The organism is Tepidiforma sp. (assembly GCF_026419595.1).
In the GTDB taxonomy this organism is placed as follows: domain Bacteria; phylum Chloroflexota; class Dehalococcoidia; order Tepidiformales; family Tepidiformaceae; genus Tepidiforma.
Map to the genome: position 1 here is coordinate 89,362 of NZ_JANZZD010000007.1, position 22,987 is coordinate 112,348.

Consider the following 22,987-nt stretch of genomic DNA (forward strand, 5'->3'; position numbering starts at 1 on the left):
GGCTAGAGGCCGCGCGGGGTGCCCTTCCGGACGACGCGGCCCTGCTCGACGACCTGCGGGACTTCCTCGGGCTTGATTTCGTTGCCGTAGAGGTCGACGAGCTCGCGCTTGGCCGCCAGCTCCTTCATGTCCTGGAGCTCCTGCTTCTCGCCCTTCGTCTTGCGCTTTTTCGGCTCCGGCTTGTTCACTTCGGGGTGCTCGTTCGGCCGGGCGTGGGTGACGAGCTTCGAGACCTTCTTCCCCAGGTGCCAGTACTTGCCGTCGTCGGGGATGCGGCGCGGGTAGCCATCGCGGAACGTAAAGGCCGCGAAGGACGTCGGCATGATCCGCTTCGCGTCCTTGTAGCAGACCGGGCAGGGCACGGGGTCGCTGGCTTCGCGCATGGGGCGGAGCTCTTCGAAGATGCCGTTGCAGGGCTCGCAGTAGTATTCGTAAAGGGGCATCCTCCCCCTCCTCACGGTTCGGGTTTCGGGGTCGTTCCCGGGTGGTGCGGTGCATGCGCATTGTACATGCACGAAGGGTACGGCGCGGGGAAGCCTGCCGGGTTGCTCACGGCCGGGAAACCGTCTCGAAAAAGGTGCTCGAACGGGGCTCGGCATCGAGCGCGGCGCGAAGGGCATCGGCGAGCGCGCTGCGCACCTCGTTGGCGGTCTCGGGGGGCATCCGGAGGGCGGCGAATTCGGCGACAGCGGCGCGGCGGGCGAACCTGAGCACCTTCTGCGCGCGGACCGAGAGCAGGCGGCCGGGGACATCCGCCCGGCAGCGAGCGCAGAGGATGCCGCCTGCCGCGGCGGCGAAGAAGGCCTCGGCCTCGGGGAGGTCGGCCCCGCAGGACGCGCAGGCGGCAACCTGCAGCTCGTAGCCGGAGACGGCGAGCAGGTGGAGTTCGAAGTAGCGGGCGGCTGCCGCCGGGGCAGCGCCGGCGTCGAGGGCAGTAAGGGTGTCGACGAGGAGGTCGTAGAGCTCCGGCTGGGGCGCGTGGGCCGTGGAGAGCCGCTCGGCGAGTTCGCAGCAGTACATGGCGGCGGCGAGCGCTTCGAGGTCGGCTTTCAGCCGCAGGTGGGCGTCGAGCGTCTCCGCCTGGGCGACGACATCGAGGCCGCGGCCGCGGGCGAGGAGGAAGCGGGACCGGGTGATCGGCTCGACGTGGCCGCGGAGCTTCGCCTGCGGCTTTCGGACACCGCGGGCGACGGCGTCGACGCGGCCTTCGCCGGGCGTCAGGAGCACGAGCAGCGCGTCGGCCTCGCCGGAGGGACGCCGGCGCAGCACGATGCCCTCGGCGGCGATCGTGCGGGGCGGCCGCCCGGACATGTCAGAGCTCCTGGCGGCCCTCGAGGGCGCGCGCGAGCGTCATGGTGTCGGCGTACTCGAGGTCGGCACCGGACGGGAGCCCCCGCGCGAGCCGCGTGACCCGGACGCCGTGGGGAGCGAGCACCCGCTGGACGTACATGACCGTGGCCTCGCCCTCGAGGCTGGGGTTCGTCGCCATGATGACTTCGCGCACGTCGCCGGCGCTCACACGCGCGACGAGGGCATCGATGTGCAGGTGTTCGGGGCCGATGCCTTCCATCGGATTCAGGATGCCGTGGAGGACGTGGTAGCGGCCGCGGTAGATGCCCGCGCGCTCGACGGCGAGCACATCGAGCGGCTGTTCGACGACGCAGATGGTGCCTGCGTCGCGGCGAGGGTCGGCGCAGACGGCGCAGGGGTCGCGCTCGGTGAGGTTGACGCAGACGGAGCAGTAGCGGATGCGCTCCCGGGCCTCGATGACGGCGCGGGCGAGCCCCTCGGCTTCCTGCGGCGAGGTACGGACGAGATGGTATGCGAGCCGCTGAGCCGACTTGGGGCCGATGCCGGGCAGGCGGTGGAGCGCCTCGATGAGGCGCTGGATCGGCTCCGGGGTCGCGAGCGATTCGGGCATAGGGCCAGCGTCAGCCGAGGCCCAGCCCCGGCAGGCCGAGGCCGCCGGTGATGGCCCCGAAGGATTTCTGCTGCAGTTCGGTCGTCTTCTGGGTCGCGTCCGCGATGGCGGCCATGATGAGGTCCTGGAGCATCTCGACGTCGTCGGGGTCGACGACCTCGGGCTCGAGCGCGATGCCGAGGATTTTCTGCTCGCCGGACATCGTGATGCGGACGGCCCCGCCGCCGGCGGTTCCTTCGACGGTGGCAGCCGCGAGTTCGGCCTGGGCCTTCGCGAGCAGTTCCTGCGCCTGCGCGAGTGCGTTGGCGTTGCCGCCGCCCATGGAGCTACGGCCGGGCAGGCCGCCGCCGGCGCGGCGGAGGTATCGGTTGTTGCCGCTTCCTTTCGCCATCAGGAATCCTTTCCGACGGGCCGGCCGCCCATGGATTTCGCGGCCTCGACGAGGTGGCCGCGGCGCGGCTCGCGCTTCGGCTGGCCGGTGCCTTCGATGAGTTTCACGGTGAGACGGACTTCGCGTCCGAGGATGGCGGCCGCCTGCTGCTCGACCATCGCGCGGCAGACGGTATCGACTTTTTCGAGCGGCATCTTCCGCTGGAAGCCGAGGACGAGCTCGTCGCCGTCCATCTGGAGAACTTCGAACGAGCCGTTGAGCCACATCGCATGCGACGGGTTGACCATCTTGCAGTGCTCGTAGAGGTCGCGAGCGAAGCGCTCTTCGCGGCTCAGGGCGCTGGTTGCGGCGGGAGCACGGGCCGGAGATTCCGCGCCGCCAGCAGCCTGCCGGGGCGCGGCAGCGGGAGCGGCCGCCAGGGGCGCGGGCGCTGCGGCCGGCGTGGCGGACGGGCCGAGGATGATGGCTGCGCAGGCGATTTCGAGCGGGATGGGGCTGGCGGGGTCGAGGCGGAAGTCGGCGCGGGCGAGCTCGGCGAGCGCGGACGCGAGCACCTGCACGGCGTCCGGGCGGGCGCGGGCGGCAGCCAGCAGCTCGTCGTCGACGGGCGCCGCACCATCGCGGAGCACTGCGCCGAGCAGCTGCCGAACGATGTCGACGGCGCCGCGCGTGAACCGGGCGATATCGAGACCGTCGTCGGCGACGGAGCGGGCGATGTCGAGCGCGGCGGCGAGGTCGGATTCGAGCAAGGCGCGCACGAGGCCGGCGACGCGCGGGTCGTGGACCTGCCCAAGGGCGGCGCGGACGTCGTCGACCGTCGGCGAAGCCCCGTACCGGGCGATGACCTGTTCGAGCATCGTGATGGCGTCGCGCAGGCCCCCGCGGGACTGGACGGCGATGGCGAGGAGCCCCTCCCGGGGAACGGCAACGCCTTCCTGTTCGCAGATGTAGGCGAGGCGGTCGACGATGGCGTCGTTGGGGACGCGGTGGAAGTCGTAGCGCTGGCAGCGGGAGATGATGGTCGCCGGGACCTTGTGGAGGTCGGTCGTGGCGAGGATGAAGATGGCGTGCGGGGGAGGCTCCTCGAGCGTCTTGAGCAGGGCGTTGAAGGCGCCCTCGGTGAGCATGTGGACTTCGTCGAGCAGGTAGACCTTGCGGGCGAGGTCGGAGGGGGCGTAGGCGATTTTTTCGCGGAGTTCGCGGACGTCATCGATGCCGCGGTTGCTGGCGGCGTCCATCTCGATCAGGTCGAGCGCGGAACCGCTGAGGATGGCGCGGCAGGGAGCGCACTCGTTGCAGGGTTCGCCGTCGCGCAGGGACTGGCAGTTGACGGCGCGCGCGAGAATGCGGGCGGTGGTCGTCTTGCCGGTGCCGCGCGGGCCGCTGAAGAGGTAGGCGTGCGCAACCTGCCCGGTCGCGAGGGCGTTCTTCAGGGTGCGAACGATGTGGTCCTGTCCGACGACTTCGGCGAAACCCTTCGGCCGCCACTTTCCGTAGAGCACGAGCGTTCCTGTGCGCGGGGTACCCTGAGTATAGAACAGGTGTGCCACGCCGGCATGGCGCGGGGGCGGTCAGTGGGTGTGGAAGTGGCGGAGGTCGCCCAGGTAGTGCTCCTCCCGGGCGCGCATCTCGGCTTCCTCGTCGGGGCTGTTCACGTGGTCGTAGCCGCAGAGATGCAGGATGCCGTGGACGAGCAGGTGGGCGAGTTCGTCCTGCAGGCTGTGGCCGAGCTGGGCTGCCTGGCGGCGGGCGGTATCGATGGAGATGGCGATGTCGCCGAGGGCGCGGGGCGCGTCCGGCGGGGCGACGAAGTCGTCATCATCCGGGGAGTCTTCAGGGAATGAGAGGACGTCGGTCGGCTCATCGACGCCGAGGAATTCGGCGTTCAGGCGTCGGATTTCTTCGTCGTCGGTGATGACGACGGCGAGCGCGGTGCCGAGAGGAACATCCTCACCGGCCATCACCCGGGCTGCGAGCGATTCGAGCGCCGGCAGGTCGGCGTCCGGGACGTCGACCTCGGTTTCGAACGTGATGTCGTAGGCGGGGTCGGCAGGCACGGCCTAGCGGGCGAAGATTTCGACGGCGTCGCGAGCCGCCGACATCAGGGGCGCGGGCACGATGCCGAAGACGAGCACGCCGGCGGCCGTGGCGGTGAGAGCGACGGCGATCGAGGGCGAGGCGCGGAAGCGCTGCTCGGTGCCGGGTTCGCCGAGGAACATCACGCGGACGACGCCGAGGTAGTAGTAGGCCGATACGACCGAGTTGAGAACGCCGACGATGACGAGCCAGACGAGGTCGGCGCGGACGGCCGCGTTGAAGATGTAGAGCTTCGCCCAGAAGCCGACGGTGGGCGGGATGCCGGTGAGCGAAACGAGACAGAAGGCGAGGCCGAGCGCGAGAAACGGCGACGTCTTCCACATGCCGGCGTAGTCGGCGATGCGGTCGGAGTTGATGCGCTGGGAGATGGCGATGACGGCGACGAACGCGCCGAGGTTCGTGAAGGCGTAGGCGGCGACGAAGAGCAGGATGCCGCTCGCGCCGAGGGTGAACTCTTCGCCGGCGACGGAGATGGCGGCGAGGCCGACGAGGAAGTTGCCAGCCTGGGCGATCGAGGAGTAGCCGAGCATCCGCTTGATGTCGGACTGGACGATGGCCATGAGGTTGCCGAGGGTCATCGAGACGGCAGCGATGACGGCGAAGATCATCGACCAGTCGCTGCTGAGGAAGTCGGCGCCGAGGGCTTCGAAGAAGACGCGGATGGCGACGGCGAACGCGGCCGCCTTCGAGCCGACCGAGAGGAAGGCGGCGACGGGGGTCGGGGCGCCCTGGTAGACATCTGGCACCCACATCTGGAAGGGGACCACGGCCATTTTGAAGCCGAAGCCGGCGATGAGCAGGGTCATCGCGACGATGAGGAGCGCGCGGTAGGATTCGCCGTTCGCCTCGATGGCAGCCGCGATGTCCGGGAGGATGGTGGTGCCGGTGACGCCGTAGAGCAGCGCCATGCCATAGAGCAGGAGCGACGACGCGACGGCGCCGAGGAGGAGGTACTTGAGACCGGCCTCGGACGACTTCGCATCCTTTCCCCAGCCGGCGAGGATGTACTGGGGGATCGAGGAGAGTTCGAGTGCGATGAAGATGGTGATGAGGTCGCGCGCGCCGGCGAGGAGCATGAGGCCGGCGCAGACGGTGAGGACGAGCGCGTAGTACTCGCTTTGCCGGCGGCCTTCGCGGTTGACCCAGTCGATGGAGGCGAGGATCACCGTCGCGGTGACGCCGGCGAAGACGTACTGGAAGAAGACGGCGTACCGATCGAGGGCGATGGTGCCGTCGAAGACCGTCTGGTAGTCGCCGCGGCCGACCCATGAGGTGGTCCAGAGGGCGGCCGTGGCCAGCCCGGCGAGGGCGAGGAAGGGCAGGAGGCGGCGCTGGCCAGGGAAGAGGGCATCGACGACCAGGACGACGCCGGCCGCCACGAGCACGCTGATCTGCGGCCCGAGTACGTCGATTCCGTTCATGCCTGCAACCTCGCAGCCAGGGTGGTCATGGCCGGTTCGATGACGTCCATGAGGAGCGCGGGGTAGACGCCGAGGAGGATGACGAGCGCGGCGAGGCCGGCGACGACGGCGTGTTCCCACCAGTGCCGCTGGTCGGTGAGTTCATCCCATTCGTGGCGGACGGGGCCGAACATCACCCGCTGGAGCATCCAGAGGATGTAGCCGGCGGACAGGACGACGCCGATGATGGCGGCGAGGACGGCCCACTCGAACCGCTGGAAGGCGCCGAGGAAGACGGTGATTTCAGCGATGAACCCGGCGAGCGCGGGCAGGCCGAGCGAGGCCATGCCGGCGAAGACCATCCCGGTGGCGATGAGCGGCATCTGCCGGGCGAGGCCGCCGAGCCGGGCGATGTCGCGCGTGTGGGTCCGCTCGTACATGAGGCCAATCATCACGAACATCAGCCCGGTGATGAGGCCGTGGGCGAGCATCTGGTAGGTCGCGCCGGTGAGCCCGGTCGAGCCGAGCGCCCCGATGCCGAGCAGGACGAGCCCCATGTGGGAGACCGACGAGTAGGCGATGAGCCGCTTCACGTCGGTCTGGCGGAGGGTGATGAAGCCGCCGTAGAGAACGCTGAACGCGCCGATCCCGGCCATCCAAACGTCCCAGTCGTGGGCGACCTCCGGCATCAGGGTGACGCAGAGACGGATGATGCCGTAGCCGCCCATCTTGAGCAGGACGCCTGCGAGCATGACCGAGACCGCGGTGGGGGCGTCGGAGTGGGCATCGGGCAGCCAGGTGTGGAGCGGGACGATCGGCAGCTTCACCGCGAAGCCCACGAACAGGAAGAAGAACACCCAGCCGAGCGGGAGCAGCGTGTCCCGGAACTCGGCCGATGCGAGCCGCTCGATGTCGAACGTGCGGGCGTCGAAGGCGAGCACGAGGATGCCGATGAGCATGAAGGCAGAGCCGGCGATGGTGTAGAGGACGAACTTCGTCGCCGAGTACTCCTTCCGGCCCGAGCCCCAGATGGAGATGAGCAGGTACATCGGGAAGAGCTCGAGCTCCCAGAAGAGGAAGAAGAGCATCAGTTCGAGCGAGACGAACACGCCGACGACGGAGCTGGCGAGGATGAGGAGGCAGGCGAAGTAGGCCCGCGGCCGGTGGGTCACGCTGAAGGAGACGAGGACGGACGCCAGCGTGAGGCAGGTGGTGAGCACGACGAGCGGCAGGCTCAGGCCGTCGACGCCGACGAAGTACTGGAGGTTGAAGGCGCCGATATCGACCCAAGAGTGGCGTTCGACGAACTGGTAGCCCTGCGCGTCCGGGTCGAAGCGGAAGAACATCGCGATGGAGAGCGCGAACATCGCGGCGGCGGTGACGAGCGCGACCCATTTCGCCTGCTGCTCCATCCGCTGCGGGAGGAGGAGGATGACGGCGGCCGCGATGGCGGGCAGGAAGATGAGGATGCTCAGTTCCACCACGACCTCCTAGAGCGGATTCGCCACGATGACGGCGATGAAGATGACGATGACGCCGGCCGCAACGCCGAGGCCGTAGGACTGGACTTCGCCGACCTGGACGGCCCGCAGGCGGCTGCTGGCGGCCCGGCCGAGCTGGCCCGTGCCGTTCACGATGCCGTCGACGATGCGGCGGTCGATCGTTTCGAGCAGGCGGCACCAGCCGCGGTAGAAGATGGTGCGGACGAAGAGGCCCTCATAGAGGTCGTCGAGGAAGTACTTCCGTTCGAAGACGAGGGCGAAGGGCGCGAAGGTGGCGCGGATGGAGGCCGAATCGACCCAGCGGCGGATGTAGATGGCGTAGGCGGTGCCGATGCCGGCGAGCGCGATGATCGTGGAGGAGACCGCAATCCCGATTTCGAAGGTGCTGCCGTGGTGGCCGCCGTGGGGCAGCGCGGCTTCGATGAAGTCTTTGAACATGTGGTCGTAGGCGAACCAGCCTGCGGCGATGGACGGGATCGCGAGGACGATGAGCGGCCCCTTCATCGACCACGGCGATTCGTGGGGGTGGGCCGGGTCACCGTGGAAGTGGTTGTCCGGGTCGTGGTGGTCGACCGGTTCGCCGCCCTTATACGTGCCGTGGAAGGTGAGGAAGATGGCCCGGAACATGTAGAACGCCGTCATGAAGGCGACCACGGCTCCAATGGCCCACAGCGCGCGGTCGTGCCGCCAGGCATCGAGGAGGATTTCGTCCTTCGACCAGAAGCCGGCGAGCGGGAAGATGCCGGCGAGGCTGAGCGAGCCGATGACGAACGTCCAGTAGGTCACCGGCATGTGCTTGCGGAGGCCGCCCATCTTCCGCATATCGAACGTGTTGGTTGCGTGGTTGACCGAGCCGCTGCCGAGGAAGAGGAGCGCCTTGAAGAAGGCGTGCGTGAAGAGGTGGAAGATGGCCGCCACGTACCCGAGCGCGCCGAGGGAAAGCATCATGTAACCGAGCTGGGAGACCGTGGAGTAGGCGAGGACGCGCTTGAGGTCGGTCTGCACGAGCGCGATGGTCGCGGCGAGGATGGCGGTGATAGCGCCAATCCAGGCCACGACGTCGGCCGCGTCGGTCGAGGCTTCGAAGACCGGGAAGAAGCGGGCGACGAGGTAGACGCCAGCGGCGACCATGGTCGCGGCGTGGATGAGGGCCGAGACCGGGGTCGGGCCTTCCATCGCGTCGGGCAACCAGACGTGGAGCGGGAACTGGGCGGACTTGCCGGCCGCGCCCGCGAAGAGGCCGAGCGCGAAGAGGGTCACGATGGTGCTCTTCACTTCGCCGCTGGCGGCCCACTCCTGAATCGCCGTCACGTCGAAGGTGCCGGCGCGGGTCCAGATGAGGAGCAGGGCGGCGAGCAGGCCGAGGTCGCCGATGCGGGTGACGATGAACGCCTTCTTCGCGGCAGCGGCCGCGCTCGGCTTGTGGAACCAGAAGCCGATGAGCAGGTAGGAGCAGAGGCCGACGAGCTCCCAGAAGACGAACATCTGGAAGAGGTTGTCCGCGAGGACGAGGCCGAGCATCGACGTGGTGAACAGGCACATGTGGGCGAAGTAGCGCCCGTAGCCGTGGTCGCCCTGCATGTAGCCGGTCGAGTAGACCTGGACGAGGAAGGCGACGGTCGTGACGACGACGAGCATGACGGCCGTGAGGCCGTCGACCCGGACGCCGATGGGGACGGTGAGGTCGCCGGCGGTGAACCATTCGTGGGTGTACTGCGCCACGCCGCCGCTCGCGTCGATGACGTTGAAGAGCGTGACATAGCTCAGCACCATGGCGGCGCCGATGCCGAGGATGGCCGCGTAGCCGGCGATGGCCGGGAGCTTCCGGAGGTAGAGCGCGATGAGGGCCCAGGCGACGAGGGGGCAGGCCATGATGGCCCAGAGCACGGCCTGGTCGATCGTCGGCGTCGAAGCGGCGGACGGCTCGGCAGCGAGGAACGGCATGGGCTAGATCTTCCTCAGGATTTCGCGGGCGACGTGGGCCTTGCCCGTCGGCACGTAGAGGGTGCGTTCATCGAGCATGGACGCCTTCTCGCCGTAGCCGATGGGCGGGACGATGCGCACCGAGAGGGCCTCGGCGGCGAACAGTTCCGCCCAGGTCTGGGCGACGTAGGCGTTGCGGACCGTCATGAATTCAACCCACATGCTGCTTCACGACCTGAGGAGATTCAGCCGGTCGACGTCGATGGTTTCGCGGTTGCGGTAGACGGCGACGGCGAGTGCAAGGGCGACCGCGGCTTCGGCGGCGGCAACGGTGAGGATGAAGACGACGAAGGTGTGCCCGGTGATCGGATTCGGGCTCACGGCGAAGCGGGAGAAGGTGATGAGCGTGAGGTTGACGGCGTTGAGCATCAGCTCGACGCCCATCAGGACGCCGATGGCGTTTCGCTTCGAGAGCGAGATGGCGAGGCCGAGGCAGAAGAGGAGGGCGCCGACGGTGAGGAAGTGTTCGATGCCGGGAGTCATACGAGGGCATCCTCCGCTTCTTCTTCGGGGCTGCGGGTCAGCATGATGGCGCCGACGAGCGCGGCCGTGAGCAGCACGCTCGCGATTTCGAACGGGACGACCCACGTGGTCAGCAGCGCCGTGCCGAGTGAGCGGGCATCGAGGCCGGCGGGCGCCTCGTCCACAGTGTTCCAGGCGGTGTCGTGAACGACGAACAGGAAGATGGCGGCGAGGCAGACTGCGAGGAGGATGCCGGGGAGCGCCCAGCGGGTTTCGCCGTTATCGCGGCCGGAGCGCGGCGTGAGCAGGACGGCGAAGAGGACCAGCACCGCGATGGCGCCCACGTAGATGATGACCTGGGCCATGGCGATGAAGTCGGCCGAGAGGAGGACGAAGAACCCGGCGACGCCGATGAACGTGAGGATGAGGAAGAGGACAGCGTGGAGCAGGTTGCGGGAGACCATCACCCCGCCGGCAGCGACGAGGGTGAGGGCTGCGAGCACCCAGAAGGCGAGCGAGGGGCCGAAACCTTCCATCAGGAGCGCTCCCCGACGGGGATGTAGCCGCCGGCCTGGTTGACCAGGCGCGGGCGGGTCGGCGTGCGCTCGGGCCGGTAGCCATTGAAGCGGGCCCAGGCATAAACGAGCGCCACCGAGAGGATGATGTTCACGAGGGCGAAGACGTAGATGAGGCCCTTCGCGTAATCCTGCTCCGACCAGATCATCCGCTCGGTGCTGACGATGAGGAGGTTGAAGACGCCGAGCGGGAGGAGGAACTTCCACGCGAACGCCATCAGCTGGTCGGCGCGGAGGCGCGGCAGCGTGCCGCGGGTCCAGATGAAGAGGAAGTAGAAGAGGTGGGTCTTGGCGATGAAGATGAGCCAGCCGGGGACCCACTGTTCGAGCCCGAAGAAGGTCCAGCCGCCGAGGAAGACGGTCGCGGCGAAGCCGGAAGCGGCGAGCGCGTAGCCGATGTCCATGCCGTAGAAGAGGCCCCACTTCATGCCTGAGTACTCGGTGAGGTAGCCCGCAACGATTTCGGACTCGGCCTCGGCGATATCGACGGGGGTGCGGTTCAGCTCGGCGCTGACGCAGATGAAGTAGATGACGAGCGCGAGGGGCTGGACGAAGACCATCCAGATGTTGAACTCATCCGCCCACGCGACCATGCCGGAGAGGCTGATGGTGCCGGTCATCACGACGGCGCCAAGAAGCGCCAGCACGAGCGGCGATTCGTAGCTGATCGCCATCGAGACGATGCGCATCGCGCCGAAGAGGCTGTACTTGTTGTTGGCGCTCCAGCCGGCCATGAAGGTCGCGATGACCGGCAGGGAGGAGACCGCGAGGAAGTACATCAGGCTGACGGGGATATCGGCGATGACCATGTTTTCGCCGAAGGGGATGACGGCCCAGAGGAGCACGGCCGGCATCACGAAGATGATCGGCGCGATGTACATCACGGCGCGGTCGGCGCGCGTGGGCGTGAGGGCCTCCTTCTGGATGAGCTTGATGGCGTCGGCAATCGGCTGGAGGAGGCCGAAGGGCCCGACGCGGTTGGGACCGAGGCGCGACTGCATGCGGCCGATGATGCGGCGCTCGCCGTAGACGCCGACGATGAGCTGCGAGGGGAGGACGAAGAGGAGGAAGCTCGCGACGAAGCCGATGAGCGCGGCGAGGACGTAGACGACGCCGAACGGCAGGATGCGGTCAGCCGCCTCGAGGATTTCGCGGGAGAGGTTGCCGAGGTCGCGGATGTCGTACCACTTGTCCGAGACGAGGAACGGGGTCACCGGTCGATCTCCCCCACGACGATATCGATGGAGCCGAGGACGACGATGGCGTCCGCGACGGTGCCCCCGACGGTCATCTCTTTGAGCGCAGAGAGGTTGATGAACGAGGGCGGGCGGATGTGGAAGCGGTAGGGCGAAGGCCCTTCGTCCGAGACGAGGTAGTAGCCGAGTTCGCCGCGGGGGCTTTCGATGCGGGCGTAGGCCTCGCCCTTCGGCGGACGGAGCGCGAGCGGTACTTCGGTGCGGAATGGACCGCCGGGGAGGCCGTCGAGCGCTTGCTGGATGATCTTGAGGCTTTGCCGCATCTCTTCGAGGCGGACGATGAAGCGGTCGTAGCTGTCGCCGTTGTAGCCGATGGGGATGTCGAAGTCGTACTGCTCGTAGCCGCAGTAGGGGTCGGCTTTGCGGATGTCCCAGGCGATGCCGCTGCCGCGCAGCATCGGGCCGGAGAGGGAGGCGTTGGTCGCCATCTCGGGCGTCAGGACGCCGACGCCGCGCGTGCGGGCGATGAAGATTTCGTTGCCCGAAAGGAGGCCTTCCATCTCGTCGAGGAAGGGCGGGAAGTCGCGGAGGATGCGGCGGACCATCGGCTCGAACTCGGGCCGGAGGTCGAAGGCGACGCCGCCGATGCGCATGTAGTTGCAGGTGAGGCGGGCGCCGGAGGTGACTTCGAAGATGTCGAGGATCTTCTCGCGCTCGCGGAACGCCCACATGACGGGGGTCTGCCAGGCGCCGGTGTCGTTGGCGAAGGCGCCGATGGCCATGCAGTGGCTGGCGAGCCGCTGGAGCTCGGCCATGATGACGCGGATGGCGTTGCCGCGGGGCGGCACTTCGATACCGGCGAGCTTTTCGACCGCGAGGCAGTAGCCGAGGTTGTTCGACATGCTGCTGAGGTAGTCGGTGCGGTCGGTGAAGGGGATGTTCTGGGTGTAGGTGCGCTCCTCGGCGAGCTTCTCCATCGAGCGGTGGAGGTAGCCCATCACCATCTCGGCATCGATGACCTTTTCACCGTCGACGGTGGCCTTTATGCGGAAGACGCCGTGGGTGGAGGGGTGCTGGGGCCCGATGTTGATGACGAACGGTTCGCTCTTGATGATCCCGGTCATTCGATCACCTTCACGGGCGGCTCCTGGCGGCGGGCGACGCCGGCGAACTCGCCGAGCCCCGGCTGGAGGCCGCCGGGCATCGCGAGGAAGTCCTTGCGGAGCGGCCAGCCGGGATAGCCTTCCCAGAGGAGGATGCGGTAGAGGTTGGGGTGGCCTGCGAAGCGGATGCCGAAGAGGTCGTAGGCCTCGCACTCCTGCATCCAGGCGCCGTGGAAGACGGGCGTGACGCTGGGAACCTCGGGGTTCTCGCGGCCCCACGCCTCGACCTTGAAGCAGGCGAGGTGGTTCTTTTCGAACGACTGGATGTGGTAGACGACTTCGAAGTGGTCCCAGTAGTCCACGCCGCAGAGGTTGGTGAGGTGGACCAGATTCGCGTCCGGGTCGTCGCGGAGGGCGCGGAGGGTTTCGACGAGCTTCTCGGGCTTGAGGTAGCAGGCGGTCTCCGTCGTGCGGTCGACGGAGCCGGGGACGAGCGCTTCGGCGAGCGCGGCGGCTTCGGAACCGGTGAGTTCGCGGGTCACAGGCGCCACTCCAGGGCTCGTTTTCGCCAGGCGTAGATGCCGCCGACGATGAACGTAGCGATGAAGAGCAGGCCTTTGCCGTAGCCGACCCAGCCGACGGTGTCGAAGACCATCGCCCAGGGGAAGAGGAAGATGATTTCGACGTCGAGGAGGACGAAGAGGAGGGCGATGTAGTAGTAGCGGAAGTTGAACTGGACGAGGCTCGGCCCTTCGGTGCGGAGGCCGCATTCGTAGATGTCGTCGCGGACGAGGTCGGGGCGGAATTTCGGCCGGATGCGGGCAAACTGGAGCGCCCACGACGTGACGACGGCGCCGAGCGGGAAGATCAGCGCGATGATGACGAGGATGCCGATGTGTCCGTATTCGTACAGCACGCGGGGGCCGTTTGTGAAATTCGTCCCTAAGGACCGGCGCTGACTATAGCACGGGCTCCCCTGCCGGACAAAGGCAGCGGAGGAGGCAGCGTCAGCGGCGGAGGCGGACGATAGGGCCCTCGGCGTAGAGCTGGCCGACGGGGATGCCGAGGCGCTGGTGGACGTTGAGCGGAATGCCGATATCCGCGAGGTAGAGCTCGCCGACCATGCCGCGCGCCTGGGGGTCGAGGCAGCCGCGCTTGGGGAGGTCGAGCATGAGCGTGGTCACGGCGCGGATGGCGGGCGTGCTGACTTCGCCGGTGGTCGCGTTGACACCCGTGGGGATGTCGAGGGCGAGGATGGGGCGGCGCGATTCAATCGCGAGGCGCGTGACCGCCGCGGCCACGCCGACCGGGGGGCCTTCGAGGCCGTAGCCGACGAGGGCGTCGATGACGAGGTCGGCGCCGGCGAGCTGCTCTTCGAGGCGGACTTCGCTGGTCTCGAGGTCGGCGGGCTGCAGCAGGCCCGTCTGGCGGAGGATGTGGAGCTGGCGGCGGGCCGTGAAGGAGACCTCCTCTTCGACGCCGCCGATGACAGGCTCGACGCGGCAGCCCCAGTTGGCGAGGTGGCGGATGGCGGCGAGGCCCGCGGCGCCCTTGTTGCCCCCGCCGGCGAGGACGACGACGCGCTGGCCGCGGCCGCGGCCGCCCAGCATCGCGAAGGCGAGGATGGCCGCGCTCCGGCCGGCGTTCTCGGTGAGCTGGAGGATATCGAGGCCGAATTCCTCCTGGGCGAGGCGCTGGACGTCGCGCATCTGCGCGGCGGTGACGGAGCAGACGTCGGAGCAGCGGCGCTGGGGGAACCCGGCGGGGTCGGGCTTGACGGGCATACGCACCTCACGGCCCCACCGGGGGCCACGGGCTCTGGAGTCTACGGAATCGTCCGGGGCCGCGTCATGCCCCGGCAGGCCGAGACGGGTACGAAGCAGTGACACGGGCGCTGATGCCTCCGCGGGTGTTGAATTCGCCGGTGACGGTGGCCGAGCGAGGCTGCACGGCGGCGACGATGTCATCGAGGATGGTGTTCACGACGTCCTCGTAGAAGATGCCGCGGTTGCGGAAGGCGTGGAGGTAGAACTTGAAGGAGCGGAGCTCGATGCACTTCCGGTCCGGCACATAGGTGACGCGGATGGTACCGAAGTCCGGCTGGCCGGTCATGGGGCAGACGCTGGTGAACTCCGGCGCGATGAATTCGATGACGTAGTCGCGCCCGGGAAACTGGTTGTCGAAGGCGTCGATGGTGCCGTCGGTGCGGAAGGTGTTGTTCGGGTTCATGGCGTGTCACCTGCAGGTTCGGACGGCGGCCGCGCAGGCGCAAGGTCAGCCGCGGGGCAGGCCGAGCCCGCGGGTGGCGATGATGTTCCGGTTCACCTCGCTCGTGCCGCCCGCGATGGTGTAGCTGGGCGCAGCGAGCGCCCAGCGCTCGACCCTGCCGCGGAGAGGGGCCCAGCGGGAGCCGGGCTCGAGCTGCCCGGGCAGGCCGAGGACGCGGAGGCCGGTGATGCCCATCTGCCGCTGGAGTTCGGTGCCGAAGATTTTCGAGACCGAGGCCTCGGCGTTCGGGACTTTTCCCTCGCTCTGCATCTGGGCGACGCGGTAGCAGAGCCAGCGGCCGATTTCGAACTCGAGGTAGCGCTCGGCCAGCTCGTGCCGGATTTCGCCGCGGCGGAGGTGCGGATGCTCGCGGACGTAGTCGATGAGCGCGTAGAGGGTGCTGCGCGTCATGACGACCCGGTTGATGCTCGAACGCTCCTGGTCGAGCGTCGTGGTGGCGATGTACCAGCCGCGGTTCTCCTCGCCGACGAGGCAGTCGGCGGGCACCCGGACGTCGTCGAAAAAGACTTCGCAGAAGTGGTGGCTGCCCATGAGGTTGACCAGGGGACGGACGGTGATGCCGGGCAGCCGCATATCGACCATGAAGTAGCTGATGCCGCGGTGCTTGGGGGCTTCCGGGTCGGTCCGGGCGAGGAGGATGCCCCAGTCGGCTTCCTGGGCGCCGCTCGTCCAGATTTTCTGGCCGTTGATAACGTACACGTCGCCGTCGCGGACGGCGCGGGTCTGGAGGCTGGCGAGGTCGGAGCCTGCGCCGGGCTCGGAGAAGAGCTGGCACCAGTGGTCTTCGGCGGTGCGCATGCCGGGGAGCCAGCGCTGCTGCTGGGCGGAAGTACCGTGCATCATGAGGGCGGGGCCGGCGAGCCAGACGCCCTGGTCGTAGGCTCCGGGGGCGCCGGCGGAGCTCATCTCCTCCATGTAGACGGTCTGGGTCATGTAGCTGGCGCCGGCGCCGCCGAACTCTCGGGGCCAGCCCATGGTGAGCCAGCCGCGTGCGGCGAGCTTCTTGCGGAACTGGCGGGTGAACTCTTTCTCCTCGGGCGTCATCTCCTCGCGGTCGTTGCGCATGTCCCACGTTTCGCGGGGGAGTTCGGCATCGAGGAAAGCGCGCACCTCGGCGCGGAAGGCGGCGTGTTCGGGGGAGTCGCGGAAGAGCATGGGGCCATCCGGGCTGTCAGGATCTGGGCAGGCCGAGTATAGCCGGGCGGGAGGCAGCGGGCGGTGGGCAGGCCGGCGCCGGTGGCGTAGGCTTCGCTCACCCTACCCTGACGGAGACAGCCCGATGCACTTTCGCGACATCCTCTATGACGTCCATGAGGGCGTGGCCCGGATTACGCTGAACAAGCCCGAGAAGCTGAACGCGCTCTCGTGGGGCTCGTGGGCCGAGATCGAAAACGCGGTGGCGATGGCCGAAGCGGACGACGCCGTGAAGGCGGTCGTGTTCACCGGCGCAGGGCGCGGCTTTTGCGCGGGCACCGACCTCACGACGGCGACCCGGGAGGAAGACTGGCCGGCACGGCCGTTCACCGGGCGCGCCGGCATGATGCGGTCACGGTTCCTGGCGACGGCGCAGGTGTACCACTGCCGGAAGCCGACGATTGCGGCGGTCAACGGGCCGTGCGTGGGCGCCGGCTTTTCGCTGGCGATGGCCTGCGACATCCGGGTCGCGGCGGAATCGGCGCGCTTCAGCGCGATTTTCGTGAAGCGCGCGATCGTGGCGGACACGGGCTCGACCTGGCTGCTGCCCCGGCTCGTCGGCCCGGAGTGGGCGTACCGGCTGCTCTACACGGGCGAGATCATCGACGCGCGGCAGGCGGAGCGGATCGGGCTCGTGAGCCAGGTCGCGCCGGATGAGGAGCTGCCGGCGGCCGCGGGCGCGCTCGCCGGGGCGATCGCGCGGGGGCCGAGCGTGGCGATCGAGCTGATGAAGCGGCTGGTGCAGGAAGGCGCGACGCGGGGGCTCGACGAACAGATCGAACTCGAGCAGTTCCTGCAGCAGATCACCCACGCGACGGAGGACGCTGCCGAGGGCCGCCAGTCGTTCCTCGAGAAGCGGGAGCCGCGGTTCAAAGGGCGCTGAGGCGAAGTGGCGTCACCGGCTTTCCACCGTGCGGCCCCCTTGCTGTTCCCGCGCCGCGCAGCGCGAGGCCTGAGACTTATGGCATGAACCTGCTGTCTGCCATCGCGCCGACGTCGGTGCCCGCGGACCCGGTGGAGGGGATCGCGGGGCGGGTCGCCTTCACCGCGGCCGTCAAGGCGGTGAAAGCCGCTGCGGAGGTCCAGGCGGAGCTCGTGCGGCTGCTGGACCCGAACGTCGGGAAGCACCTCGACCGGAGCGCCTGAGGAACGAGCGGGGCTCGGCTGCTACGCTCTGTGCATCACCACTGTGGGATGCGCATGCGAGAGGTTCCGGCTGAGCTGATAACGGAAACGGTGGCGCGGCTCGCCATCGAAGCGACGCACTTTCTGCCCGAGGACGTCGAGGGGGCGATCCGGGCGGCACGCCAGACGGAGCGGTCGCCGCTGGCGGTCCAGATCATCGACGAGATTCTCGAAAACGCGCAGGTGGCGCGGGAGCGGATGCTGCCGCTCTGCCAGGACACGGGGACGGCGGTCGTCATCCTCGAGATCGGGCAGGACGTGCACATCACCGGCGGTTACGTCATCGACGCCGTCAACGAGGGCATCCGGCGCGGCTACAGCGAAGGCTATCTGCGGAAGTCGATCGCCGCGCGGCCGTTCAGCGCGCGGGTGAACACCGGCGACAACACGCCGGGCGTCATCCACACGGAGATCGTGCCGGGCGACAGGATCAAGGTGATGTTCATGCCGAAGGGCGGCGGCTGCGAGAACATGTCGCGCTACCAGAACTTCCTCCCGGGCATGGGCAAGCAGGCGGTCATCGACTTCGTCTGTGAGACGGTCGACATGTCGGGCGGGAACCCGTGCCCGCCGCTGGTCATCGGCGTCGGGGTGGGCGGCACCGCCGAGAAGGCGATGACGATGGCGAAGCACGCGCTCTTCCGCAAGATCGGCGAGCGGAGCCCCGACCCGGAGGTCGCGGAACTGGAGCAGGAGCTGCTGCAGGCGGTCAACGAACTCGGGGTCGGGCCGCAGGCGGTAGGCGGCAGCACGACGGCGCTGGATGTGTTCGTCGAGACGTACCCGACACACATCACCGCACTGCCGGTCGCCGTGAACATCCAGTGCCACAGCGCGCGGACGAAGCAGGCGGTCATCTGAGATGGCGGAGACGGCGCTGCTCCGGCTCGCGCCGGCTGAGGCGATTGACGCTGAGGCGGTGGCAGACCTCGTGAACCGGGCGTACGCGCGGTACCGGCACCTGTTCGCGGGGCAGCGGACGACGCCGGCCGAGCTGCTGGCCGAGGCCGGGCCGGGCGCGCGCTTCATCCTCGCGGAGGAGGACGGCGCCCTCGTCGCGAGCGCGCTGCTCGCCGCCGCGGAGCGCTTCATCGAGCCGGACATGCTGGGGCCGGCGGGCACGCCGCGACCGGAGCCTGGCGCCATTCCCGCCGGGCACCCGTGGGAGGGCGCGCTCTACTTCGGGATGGCTGCCGTCGAGCCGGCGCGGATGAACGGCGGCCTCGGCCGGCGGATGGTCGCGTTCGCGGAAGAGCTGGGCCGGAAGGAAGGGTACCGCGCCGTCGCGCTCGGCACGGTGCGGGAGTTCGGGCTGGTCGACTACTACGAACGGCTCGGCTACCGCGTCATCCACGAGGTCGAGCACCCGGCGGGACACTGGGATTTCCTCGTCCCGCACCGGTACTGCGAAATGGTGAAGCCGCTGTGAGCCCGGACACGCTGGTCATCGAAGAGGCAGGCCCGTGCGACGCGGTCGCGCTGGCGCGCCTGATCAACGTTGCGTACCGGGTGGAGGACTTCTTCAAGGCGGCCGACCGCACGTCGCTCGACGAGGTGCGCGAGCTGCTCGAGCGGGAGACGTTCCTCGTGGCGCGGGAGGCCGACGGGAGCATCGTCGGTTGCGTCCGTGTCGCGGCGGAACCGCCGGAGGGTCACTTTGGGATGCTCGCGGTCGACCCGGAGGCGCAGGGCACGGGGCTCGGGCGGCGGCTCGTCGCAGCGGCGGAGGCGCGGGCGCGGCGTGCCGGGTGTTCGCGGATGTCGCTCGAGGTGGCGAGCCCGCGCGCCGAGCTGCCGGGCTACTACGCGCGGCTCGGCTACCGCGTCACGGGCGCGAAGCCGTGGCCCGCCGAGGCGCTCCACGAGCTGAAGGCGCCGGCCCACTTCATCGTTATGTCGAAATCACTGGGGGACGACCCCGCGGAGGAACGAGATGGCTGATTCGGTACGGCTGACGACGCCGTTGACGGACGACGTGATCGAGGGGCTGACGATCGGGACGCACGTGACGTTCAGCGGCGTGATCTACACGGCGCGCGACGCGGCGCACAAGCGGATGATCGAGCTGATGAAGCGGGGCGAGCCGCTGCCCATCGACCTGCGCGGGCAGGTCATCTACTACGTCGGGCCGACGCCGCCGCGCCCGGGCGCGGTCATCGGCTCCGCCGGACCGACCACGGCGATGCGGCTCGACCCGTACACCATCCCGATGCTGGAGGCCGGCCTGAAGGGCATCATCGGCAAAGGCGGCCGGGGGCCGGCCATCCGCGAGGCGATCAAGCAACACCACGCGGTCTACTGCATCGCCGTCGGCGGCACGGGCGCGCTCCTGAACCGGCACATCAAGTCGGCCGAAGTCGTCGCCTTCGAGGACCTCGGTACGGAGGCGATCCGCCGGCTGGAGGTCGAGGACTTCCCGGCCATCGTGGTGAACGACTGCCACGGGGGCGACCTGCTCGAGGCAGGCAAGCGGCAGTACCGGACGAGCTCGCGGCCGATCCCGGCGGTGCAGTCGCTCGGGGGCTAGCGGGCGGCGCTCAGCGGCGGCCGAACTGGCGCTCGATGGCCTCGGTCCCGAGGTGGATGAGCGTCGGCCGCCCGTGGGGGCAGGTGCGGGGCGTGGCCGTGGCGGCGAGGTCCTCCACGAGCCGGCGCATCTCCTCCATCGAAAGGGCCATCCCGGCGCGGACGCTCGAATGGCAGGCGATGGTCGCAGCGGCCCGGCCGAAGCCGGCGGGCACGCGGTCGTCGCGCTCGATGGCTTCGAGGACACCCCGGACGGCGGTCACCGGGTCGTCGGCGCGGAACCCGGCAGGCACCTGGCGCAGGAGCAGCACGCCGTCGCCGAACGGTTCGAGGACGAGGCCGAGCGCGGCGAGGTCGGCAGCGGCCGCCTCGGCGACGGCGGCGAGCGCGGCGCCGACATCGACGAGCACCGGCTCGAGGAGGGGCTGGACGGGCGGCTGCCCGGCAGCTGCCCGGCGGGCGAGGATGCGGTCGTACACGACCCGCTCGTGGGCGGCGTGCTGGTCGACGAGGTACATCCCGTCGGGGCCTTCGGCGACGATGTACGTCGCGTTCAGCTGGCCGACGACGCGGAGGAGCGGGAGGAGGTCGCGATGCGGCGCCGGGATAGGGCCGGCCGGCGCCGGCTGGGCCGGGCGGGTGAGCGCGAGCACGCCCTGGGTCGGAACCGGACCGCGCAGGGCGGGCGGCGGTTCCGAGGGTGCAGGGGGGGCGGCGGCCGGTTTCAGCGCAGGCCCGGGCAGAGGCACGTGGCCGAGCGACGGGGGCGCGGCCGGCGCCGCAGACGGGACGGCCGGGCTCCAGCTCACCGGGGCCGCCGCTTCGAGCGCGGCGCGAACCGCGGAGCGGATGGCACGGGCCACGAGCCGCTCATCCCGGAAGCGGACCTCGGCCTTGGCGGGGTGGACGTTGACGTCGACTTCGTCGTCCGGCAGGCGGAGATGGAGCGCCGCGACGGGGAACCGTCCGACCGGGAGCTGCGACTGGTAGGCCTCGGTGACGGCGAAGAGCAGCGGACGGGACTGGACCCAGCGGCCGTTCACGAAGATGGAGATGCCGCCCCGGTTCCCGCGGTGGAGCGCGGGCGGGCCGGCAAGCCCGGAGACGCCGACCGGGCCTTCGCCCGCGGCGACATCGAGGACCTGGCGGGCGAGGTCCGCGCCGTAGACCGCGGCGAAGGCGTGGCGGATATCGTCGTCCCCCGGCGTGCTGAGGACGCGGCGGCCGTTGTTGAGCACGTGGAAGGCGATGCCGGGGTAGGCGAGCGCGTAGTGTGCCGCGAGGGTGGTGATGGCGCGGGCCTCGGCGGCGGGAGAACCGAGGAACTTCCGGCGGGCGGGGACGCGCGCGAAGAGGTCGCGCACGGTGATGGTCGTGCCTTCGGGCGCGGGGCGGGCCATCCGCCGCACGGGGCGGCCTTCGGCGAGGGCGAGGAAGACGCCGACCGGTTCGCCGCGCGCGCGGGTCAGGATTTCGACATCAGCGGCGGCCGCGATGGACGGGAGCGCCTCGCCGCGGAAGCCGAGGGTGTGCACCCGGTGGAGGTCATCGACGGAGGCGATTTTCGACGTGGCGTGCCGTTCGAAGGCGAGTTCGACATCGGCGGGCGGGATGCCGCGGCCGTCGTCGCTGACTTCGATGCGGGCGATGCCGCCGTCGTCGAAGGCGAGCTGGATGCGCGTCGCGCCGGCGTCGATGGCGTTGTCCAGCAGTTCGCGGACGACGGAGACGGGCCGCTCGACCACCTCGCCGGCGGCGATCCGGGCCGCGACTTCCGGGGGGAGGACGCGGATCGTGCCGGCGGTCACCGGGGCACCCGGCCGGCGCGGGCGCGGGCGCGCAGCTCGTAGAGCTTCTGGATGGCTTCGATGGGCGTCATGCCGTCGACATCGAGCCCGGCCAGCTCCTCTTCGATGGGCGAAGACGCAGCGAACAGGGCCGGCTGGAAGGCGCCGGGCGAGCCGCGGCCGTTCGCTGGCGGCGCCGGCGGGACGGCCCCGGGCTGGCGCTGCGCTTCGAACTCCGAGAGGAGGTGTTCGGCCCGGTTGATGACCGCGCGCGGCAGGCCGGCAAGGCGGGCGACGTGGATGCCGTAGCTGCGGTCGGCGGCGCCGGGGACGACGCGATGCTCGAACACGACCTCGCCGCCCTCTTCGTGCACGGCGATGTGGGCGTTGCGCACCCGCGGGAGGACGCCTTCGAGCGCGGTGAGCTCGTGGTAGTGGGTGGCGAACAGGGTGAGCGCGGCGCCTTCCTTCCGGTTGTGGAGGAATTCGATGACCGCGCGGGCGATGGCCATGCCGTCGTAGGTGCTGGTGCCGCGGCCGACTTCGTCGAGGATGACGAGCGAGTTCGGGGTCGCGCGGTGGAGGATTTGCGCGGTTTCGACCATCTCGACCATGAAGGTCGACTGGCCGGCGGCGAGGTCGTCCTGCGCGCCGATGCGGCTGAAGATGCGGTCGAAGAGCGGGAGCCGCGCCTCGGCGGCCGGGACGAAGGAGCCGGCCTGGGCGAGCAGGGCGATGAGCGCGACCTGCCGGAGGAAGGTCGATTTTCCGCTCATGTTGGGCCCGGTGATGACGAGGATTTGCGTGTCGCCGCCGAGGACGCAGTCGTTGGGGACGAAGCGGCCGGCGCCGACCGCGGCCTCGACGACGGGATGGCGGCCGGCGCGGAGTTCGAGTTCGCCGCCGGTGAAGGCGGGGCGGGTGTACCCGCGCTCGGCGGCGGTCTCGGCGAGACCGAGGATGGCATCGACCTTCGCGACGCCCTCGGCGACTCCCTGGAGGGAGGCCAGGCCTGCGGCGAGGGTCTCGAGGAGGGCGGCGAAGGCCTGCCGCTCGAGCTCGACGAGGCGGTCGCGGGCGCCGATGAGGCGGGATTCGTACTCCTTCAGCTCCTCGGTCACGTAGCGCTCGGCGCCGACGAGCGTTTGGCGGCGCTGGTAGTGGGCCGGGACGAGGGCGGCGTTCGCCGCAGAGACCTCGATGCAGTAGCCGAAGACCCTGTTGTGGCCGACCTTGAGCGACTTGATGCCGGTGCGCTCGCGCTCCTGCCGTTCGAGGCCGAGGAGGAAGCCGCGGGCGTCGCGGGTGAGGGCGTGGAGGGAGTCGATTTCGGGGCTGAAGCCCGGGCGGATGACGCCGCCCTCATCGAACGAGGC

General features: G+C 69.4%; 27 protein-coding genes. 6 read left to right on the plus strand and 21 right to left on the minus strand.

The window, feature by feature from the left end; genetic code table 11:
- Positions 1 to 2 precede the first annotated feature (2 nt).
- From N2041_RS05810 to N2041_RS05900, 19 genes are all read right to left on the minus strand, one after another.
- On the minus strand, positions 3 to 443 hold the full coding sequence (locus N2041_RS05810) for a zinc ribbon domain-containing protein (RefSeq protein WP_297676741.1): 441 nt from the start codon (positions 441 to 443) through the stop codon (positions 3 to 5).
- Between the two features lie 106 nt (positions 444 to 549).
- Entirely contained in the window at positions 550 to 1,311 is a 762-nt protein-coding gene (gene recO, locus N2041_RS05815) for a DNA repair protein RecO (protein WP_297676743.1), read from the minus strand.
- A gap of 1 nt (position 1,312) precedes the next feature.
- Positions 1,313 to 1,921: a recombination mediator RecR gene (recR, locus tag N2041_RS05820; protein ID WP_297676744.1), complete on the minus strand. Its 609-nt coding sequence runs from the start codon at positions 1,919 to 1,921 to the stop codon at positions 1,313 to 1,315.
- A gap of 10 nt (positions 1,922 to 1,931) precedes the next feature.
- Positions 1,932 to 2,312 carry a YbaB/EbfC family nucleoid-associated protein gene (locus tag N2041_RS05825; RefSeq protein WP_297676746.1) on the minus strand — a complete coding sequence of 127 codons (381 nt, stop codon included), beginning with the start codon at positions 2,310 to 2,312 and terminating at the stop codon, positions 1,932 to 1,934.
- Positions 2,312 to 3,814, minus strand: coding sequence for a DNA polymerase III subunit gamma/tau (gene dnaX / locus N2041_RS05830; RefSeq protein WP_297676748.1), 1,503 nt, complete (start codon positions 3,812 to 3,814; stop codon positions 2,312 to 2,314). The genes N2041_RS05825 and dnaX overlap by 1 nt, the downstream gene beginning before the upstream one ends.
- Positions 3,815 to 3,883: 69 nt before the next feature.
- Positions 3,884 to 4,345, minus strand: coding sequence for an rRNA maturation RNase YbeY (ybeY, locus tag N2041_RS05835; protein WP_367187691.1), 462 nt, complete (start codon positions 4,343 to 4,345; stop codon positions 3,884 to 3,886).
- A 27-nt stretch (positions 4,346 to 4,372) separates the two neighbouring features.
- Positions 4,373 to 5,830: an NADH-quinone oxidoreductase subunit N gene (locus N2041_RS05840; protein ID WP_297676752.1), complete on the minus strand. Its 1,458-nt coding sequence runs from the start codon at positions 5,828 to 5,830 to the stop codon at positions 4,373 to 4,375.
- Positions 5,827 to 7,290 (minus strand): NuoM family protein, encoded by a 1,464-nt coding sequence (locus N2041_RS05845; RefSeq protein ID WP_297676754.1) that lies wholly within the window; start codon positions 7,288 to 7,290, stop codon positions 5,827 to 5,829. Before N2041_RS05845 ends, N2041_RS05840 begins: the two co-directional genes overlap by 4 nt.
- Before the next feature lie 9 nt (positions 7,291 to 7,299).
- A complete protein-coding gene (nuoL, locus tag N2041_RS05850; protein ID WP_297676756.1) occupies positions 7,300 to 9,255 on the minus strand; it encodes an NADH-quinone oxidoreductase subunit L in 1,956 nt (651 codons plus the stop codon).
- Positions 9,256 to 9,258: 3 nt separating this feature from the next.
- Positions 9,259 to 9,441, minus strand: coding sequence for a hypothetical protein (locus N2041_RS05855; protein ID WP_297676758.1), 183 nt, complete (start codon positions 9,439 to 9,441; stop codon positions 9,259 to 9,261).
- A gap of 21 nt (positions 9,442 to 9,462) precedes the next feature.
- Complete coding sequence (gene nuoK / locus N2041_RS05860; RefSeq protein ID WP_297676760.1) at positions 9,463 to 9,777, minus strand: NADH-quinone oxidoreductase subunit NuoK; 315 nt, start codon at positions 9,775 to 9,777, stop codon at positions 9,463 to 9,465.
- Positions 9,774 to 10,292: an NADH-quinone oxidoreductase subunit J gene (locus tag N2041_RS05865; protein ID WP_297676761.1), complete on the minus strand. Its 519-nt coding sequence runs from the start codon at positions 10,290 to 10,292 to the stop codon at positions 9,774 to 9,776. The genes nuoK and N2041_RS05865 overlap by 4 nt, the downstream gene beginning before the upstream one ends.
- Positions 10,292 to 11,545 (minus strand): NADH-quinone oxidoreductase subunit NuoH, encoded by a 1,254-nt coding sequence (gene nuoH, locus N2041_RS05870; protein ID WP_297676763.1) that lies wholly within the window; start codon positions 11,543 to 11,545, stop codon positions 10,292 to 10,294. Before nuoH ends, N2041_RS05865 begins: the two co-directional genes overlap by 1 nt.
- Positions 11,542 to 12,642 (minus strand): NADH-quinone oxidoreductase subunit D, encoded by a 1,101-nt coding sequence (locus N2041_RS05875; RefSeq protein ID WP_367187692.1) that lies wholly within the window; start codon positions 12,640 to 12,642, stop codon positions 11,542 to 11,544. The genes nuoH and N2041_RS05875 overlap by 4 nt, the downstream gene beginning before the upstream one ends.
- Positions 12,643 to 12,647: 5 nt before the next feature.
- Entirely contained in the window at positions 12,648 to 13,172 is a 525-nt protein-coding gene (locus N2041_RS05880; protein WP_297676767.1) for an NADH-quinone oxidoreductase subunit C, read from the minus strand.
- Positions 13,169 to 13,546 carry an NADH-quinone oxidoreductase subunit A gene (locus tag N2041_RS05885; protein WP_297676769.1) on the minus strand — a complete coding sequence of 126 codons (378 nt, stop codon included), beginning with the start codon at positions 13,544 to 13,546 and terminating at the stop codon, positions 13,169 to 13,171. Before N2041_RS05885 ends, N2041_RS05880 begins: the two co-directional genes overlap by 4 nt.
- Before the next feature lie 91 nt (positions 13,547 to 13,637).
- Positions 13,638 to 14,414 carry an NAD(P)H-hydrate epimerase gene (locus tag N2041_RS05890; RefSeq protein ID WP_297676771.1) on the minus strand — a complete coding sequence of 259 codons (777 nt, stop codon included), beginning with the start codon at positions 14,412 to 14,414 and terminating at the stop codon, positions 13,638 to 13,640.
- 64 nt (positions 14,415 to 14,478) lie between these two features.
- Positions 14,479 to 14,859 (minus strand): preQ(1) synthase, encoded by a 381-nt coding sequence (gene queF / locus N2041_RS05895; protein WP_270056527.1) that lies wholly within the window; start codon positions 14,857 to 14,859, stop codon positions 14,479 to 14,481.
- A 45-nt stretch (positions 14,860 to 14,904) separates the two neighbouring features.
- On the minus strand, positions 14,905 to 16,074 hold the full coding sequence (locus tag N2041_RS05900; RefSeq protein WP_297676774.1) for an acyl-CoA dehydrogenase family protein: 1,170 nt from the start codon (positions 16,072 to 16,074) through the stop codon (positions 14,905 to 14,907).
- Positions 16,075 to 16,198: 124 nt separating this feature from the next.
- On the opposite strand from N2041_RS05900, the gene N2041_RS05905 reads away from it, so the two are divergent.
- From N2041_RS05905 to N2041_RS05930, 6 genes are all read left to right on the plus strand, one after another.
- Positions 16,199 to 16,996 carry an enoyl-CoA hydratase-related protein gene (locus N2041_RS05905; protein WP_297676776.1) on the plus strand — a complete coding sequence of 266 codons (798 nt, stop codon included), beginning with the start codon at positions 16,199 to 16,201 and terminating at the stop codon, positions 16,994 to 16,996.
- Between the two features lie 83 nt (positions 16,997 to 17,079).
- Complete coding sequence (locus N2041_RS05910; RefSeq protein ID WP_297676777.1) at positions 17,080 to 17,259, plus strand: hypothetical protein; 180 nt, start codon at positions 17,080 to 17,082, stop codon at positions 17,257 to 17,259.
- A gap of 54 nt (positions 17,260 to 17,313) precedes the next feature.
- Positions 17,314 to 18,159, plus strand: coding sequence for a fumarate hydratase (locus N2041_RS05915; RefSeq protein ID WP_270056531.1), 846 nt, complete (start codon positions 17,314 to 17,316; stop codon positions 18,157 to 18,159).
- A gap of 1 nt (position 18,160) precedes the next feature.
- A complete protein-coding gene (locus N2041_RS05920) occupies positions 18,161 to 18,727 on the plus strand; it encodes a GNAT family N-acetyltransferase (protein ID WP_297676780.1) in 567 nt (188 codons plus the stop codon).
- Positions 18,724 to 19,239, plus strand: a complete 516-nt coding sequence (locus N2041_RS05925; RefSeq protein ID WP_297676782.1) for a GNAT family N-acetyltransferase — start codon at positions 18,724 to 18,726, stop codon at positions 19,237 to 19,239. The genes N2041_RS05920 and N2041_RS05925 overlap by 4 nt, the downstream gene beginning before the upstream one ends.
- On the plus strand, positions 19,232 to 19,825 hold the full coding sequence (locus N2041_RS05930; RefSeq protein ID WP_270056534.1) for a Fe-S-containing hydro-lyase: 594 nt from the start codon (positions 19,232 to 19,234) through the stop codon (positions 19,823 to 19,825). The genes N2041_RS05925 and N2041_RS05930 overlap by 8 nt, the downstream gene beginning before the upstream one ends.
- Positions 19,826 to 19,835: 10 nt before the next feature.
- Here N2041_RS05930 and mutL read toward each other — a convergent pair whose 3' ends face one another.
- Together mutL and mutS are read right to left on the minus strand one after the other, a co-directional pair.
- Positions 19,836 to 21,632 carry a DNA mismatch repair endonuclease MutL gene (gene mutL / locus N2041_RS05935; protein ID WP_297676784.1) on the minus strand — a complete coding sequence of 599 codons (1,797 nt, stop codon included), beginning with the start codon at positions 21,630 to 21,632 and terminating at the stop codon, positions 19,836 to 19,838.
- Positions 21,629 to 22,987: DNA mismatch repair protein MutS (gene mutS, locus N2041_RS05940; protein WP_297676786.1), on the minus strand; the 1,359-nt coding region annotated here is incomplete at its 5' end. The genes mutS and mutL, both read right to left, overlap by 4 nt.

Excerpts from the sequence above, each read along its gene's own strand:
- queF (WP_270056527.1), bottom strand. The coding sequence starts at position 14,859 with ATGAACCCGAACAACACCTTCCGCACCGACGGCACCATCGACGCCTTC.
- N2041_RS05855 (WP_297676758.1), bottom strand. The coding sequence starts at position 9,441 with ATGACGGTCCGCAACGCCTACGTCGCCCAGACCTGGGCGGAACTGTTC.
- N2041_RS05890 (WP_297676771.1), bottom strand. The coding sequence starts at position 14,414 with ATGCCCGTCAAGCCCGACCCCGCCGGGTTCCCCCAGCGCCGCTGCTCC.
- recO (WP_297676743.1), bottom strand. The coding sequence starts at position 1,311 with ATGTCCGGGCGGCCGCCCCGCACGATCGCCGCCGAGGGCATCGTGCTG.
- recR (WP_297676744.1), bottom strand. The coding sequence starts at position 1,921 with ATGCCCGAATCGCTCGCGACCCCGGAGCCGATCCAGCGCCTCATCGAG.
- N2041_RS05825 (WP_297676746.1), bottom strand. The coding sequence starts at position 2,312 with ATGGCGAAAGGAAGCGGCAACAACCGATACCTCCGCCGCGCCGGCGGC.
- N2041_RS05920 (WP_297676780.1), top strand. The coding sequence starts at position 18,161 with ATGGCGGAGACGGCGCTGCTCCGGCTCGCGCCGGCTGAGGCGATTGAC.
- nuoL (WP_297676756.1), bottom strand. The coding sequence starts at position 9,255 with ATGCCGTTCCTCGCTGCCGAGCCGTCCGCCGCTTCGACGCCGACGATC.
- N2041_RS05915 (WP_270056531.1), top strand. The coding sequence starts at position 17,314 with ATGCGAGAGGTTCCGGCTGAGCTGATAACGGAAACGGTGGCGCGGCTC.
- N2041_RS05930 (WP_270056534.1), top strand. The coding sequence starts at position 19,232 with ATGGCTGATTCGGTACGGCTGACGACGCCGTTGACGGACGACGTGATC.
- N2041_RS05865 (WP_297676761.1), bottom strand. The coding sequence starts at position 10,292 with ATGGAAGGTTTCGGCCCCTCGCTCGCCTTCTGGGTGCTCGCAGCCCTC.
- N2041_RS05910 (WP_297676777.1), top strand. The coding sequence starts at position 17,080 with ATGAACCTGCTGTCTGCCATCGCGCCGACGTCGGTGCCCGCGGACCCG.
- N2041_RS05905 (WP_297676776.1), top strand. The coding sequence starts at position 16,199 with ATGCACTTTCGCGACATCCTCTATGACGTCCATGAGGGCGTGGCCCGG.
- N2041_RS05810 (WP_297676741.1), bottom strand. The coding sequence starts at position 443 with ATGCCCCTTTACGAATACTACTGCGAGCCCTGCAACGGCATCTTCGAA.
- N2041_RS05900 (WP_297676774.1), bottom strand. The coding sequence starts at position 16,074 with ATGCTCTTCCGCGACTCCCCCGAACACGCCGCCTTCCGCGCCGAGGTG.
- N2041_RS05840 (WP_297676752.1), bottom strand. The coding sequence starts at position 5,830 with ATGAACGGAATCGACGTACTCGGGCCGCAGATCAGCGTGCTCGTGGCG.
- nuoK (WP_297676760.1), bottom strand. The coding sequence starts at position 9,777 with ATGACTCCCGGCATCGAACACTTCCTCACCGTCGGCGCCCTCCTCTTC.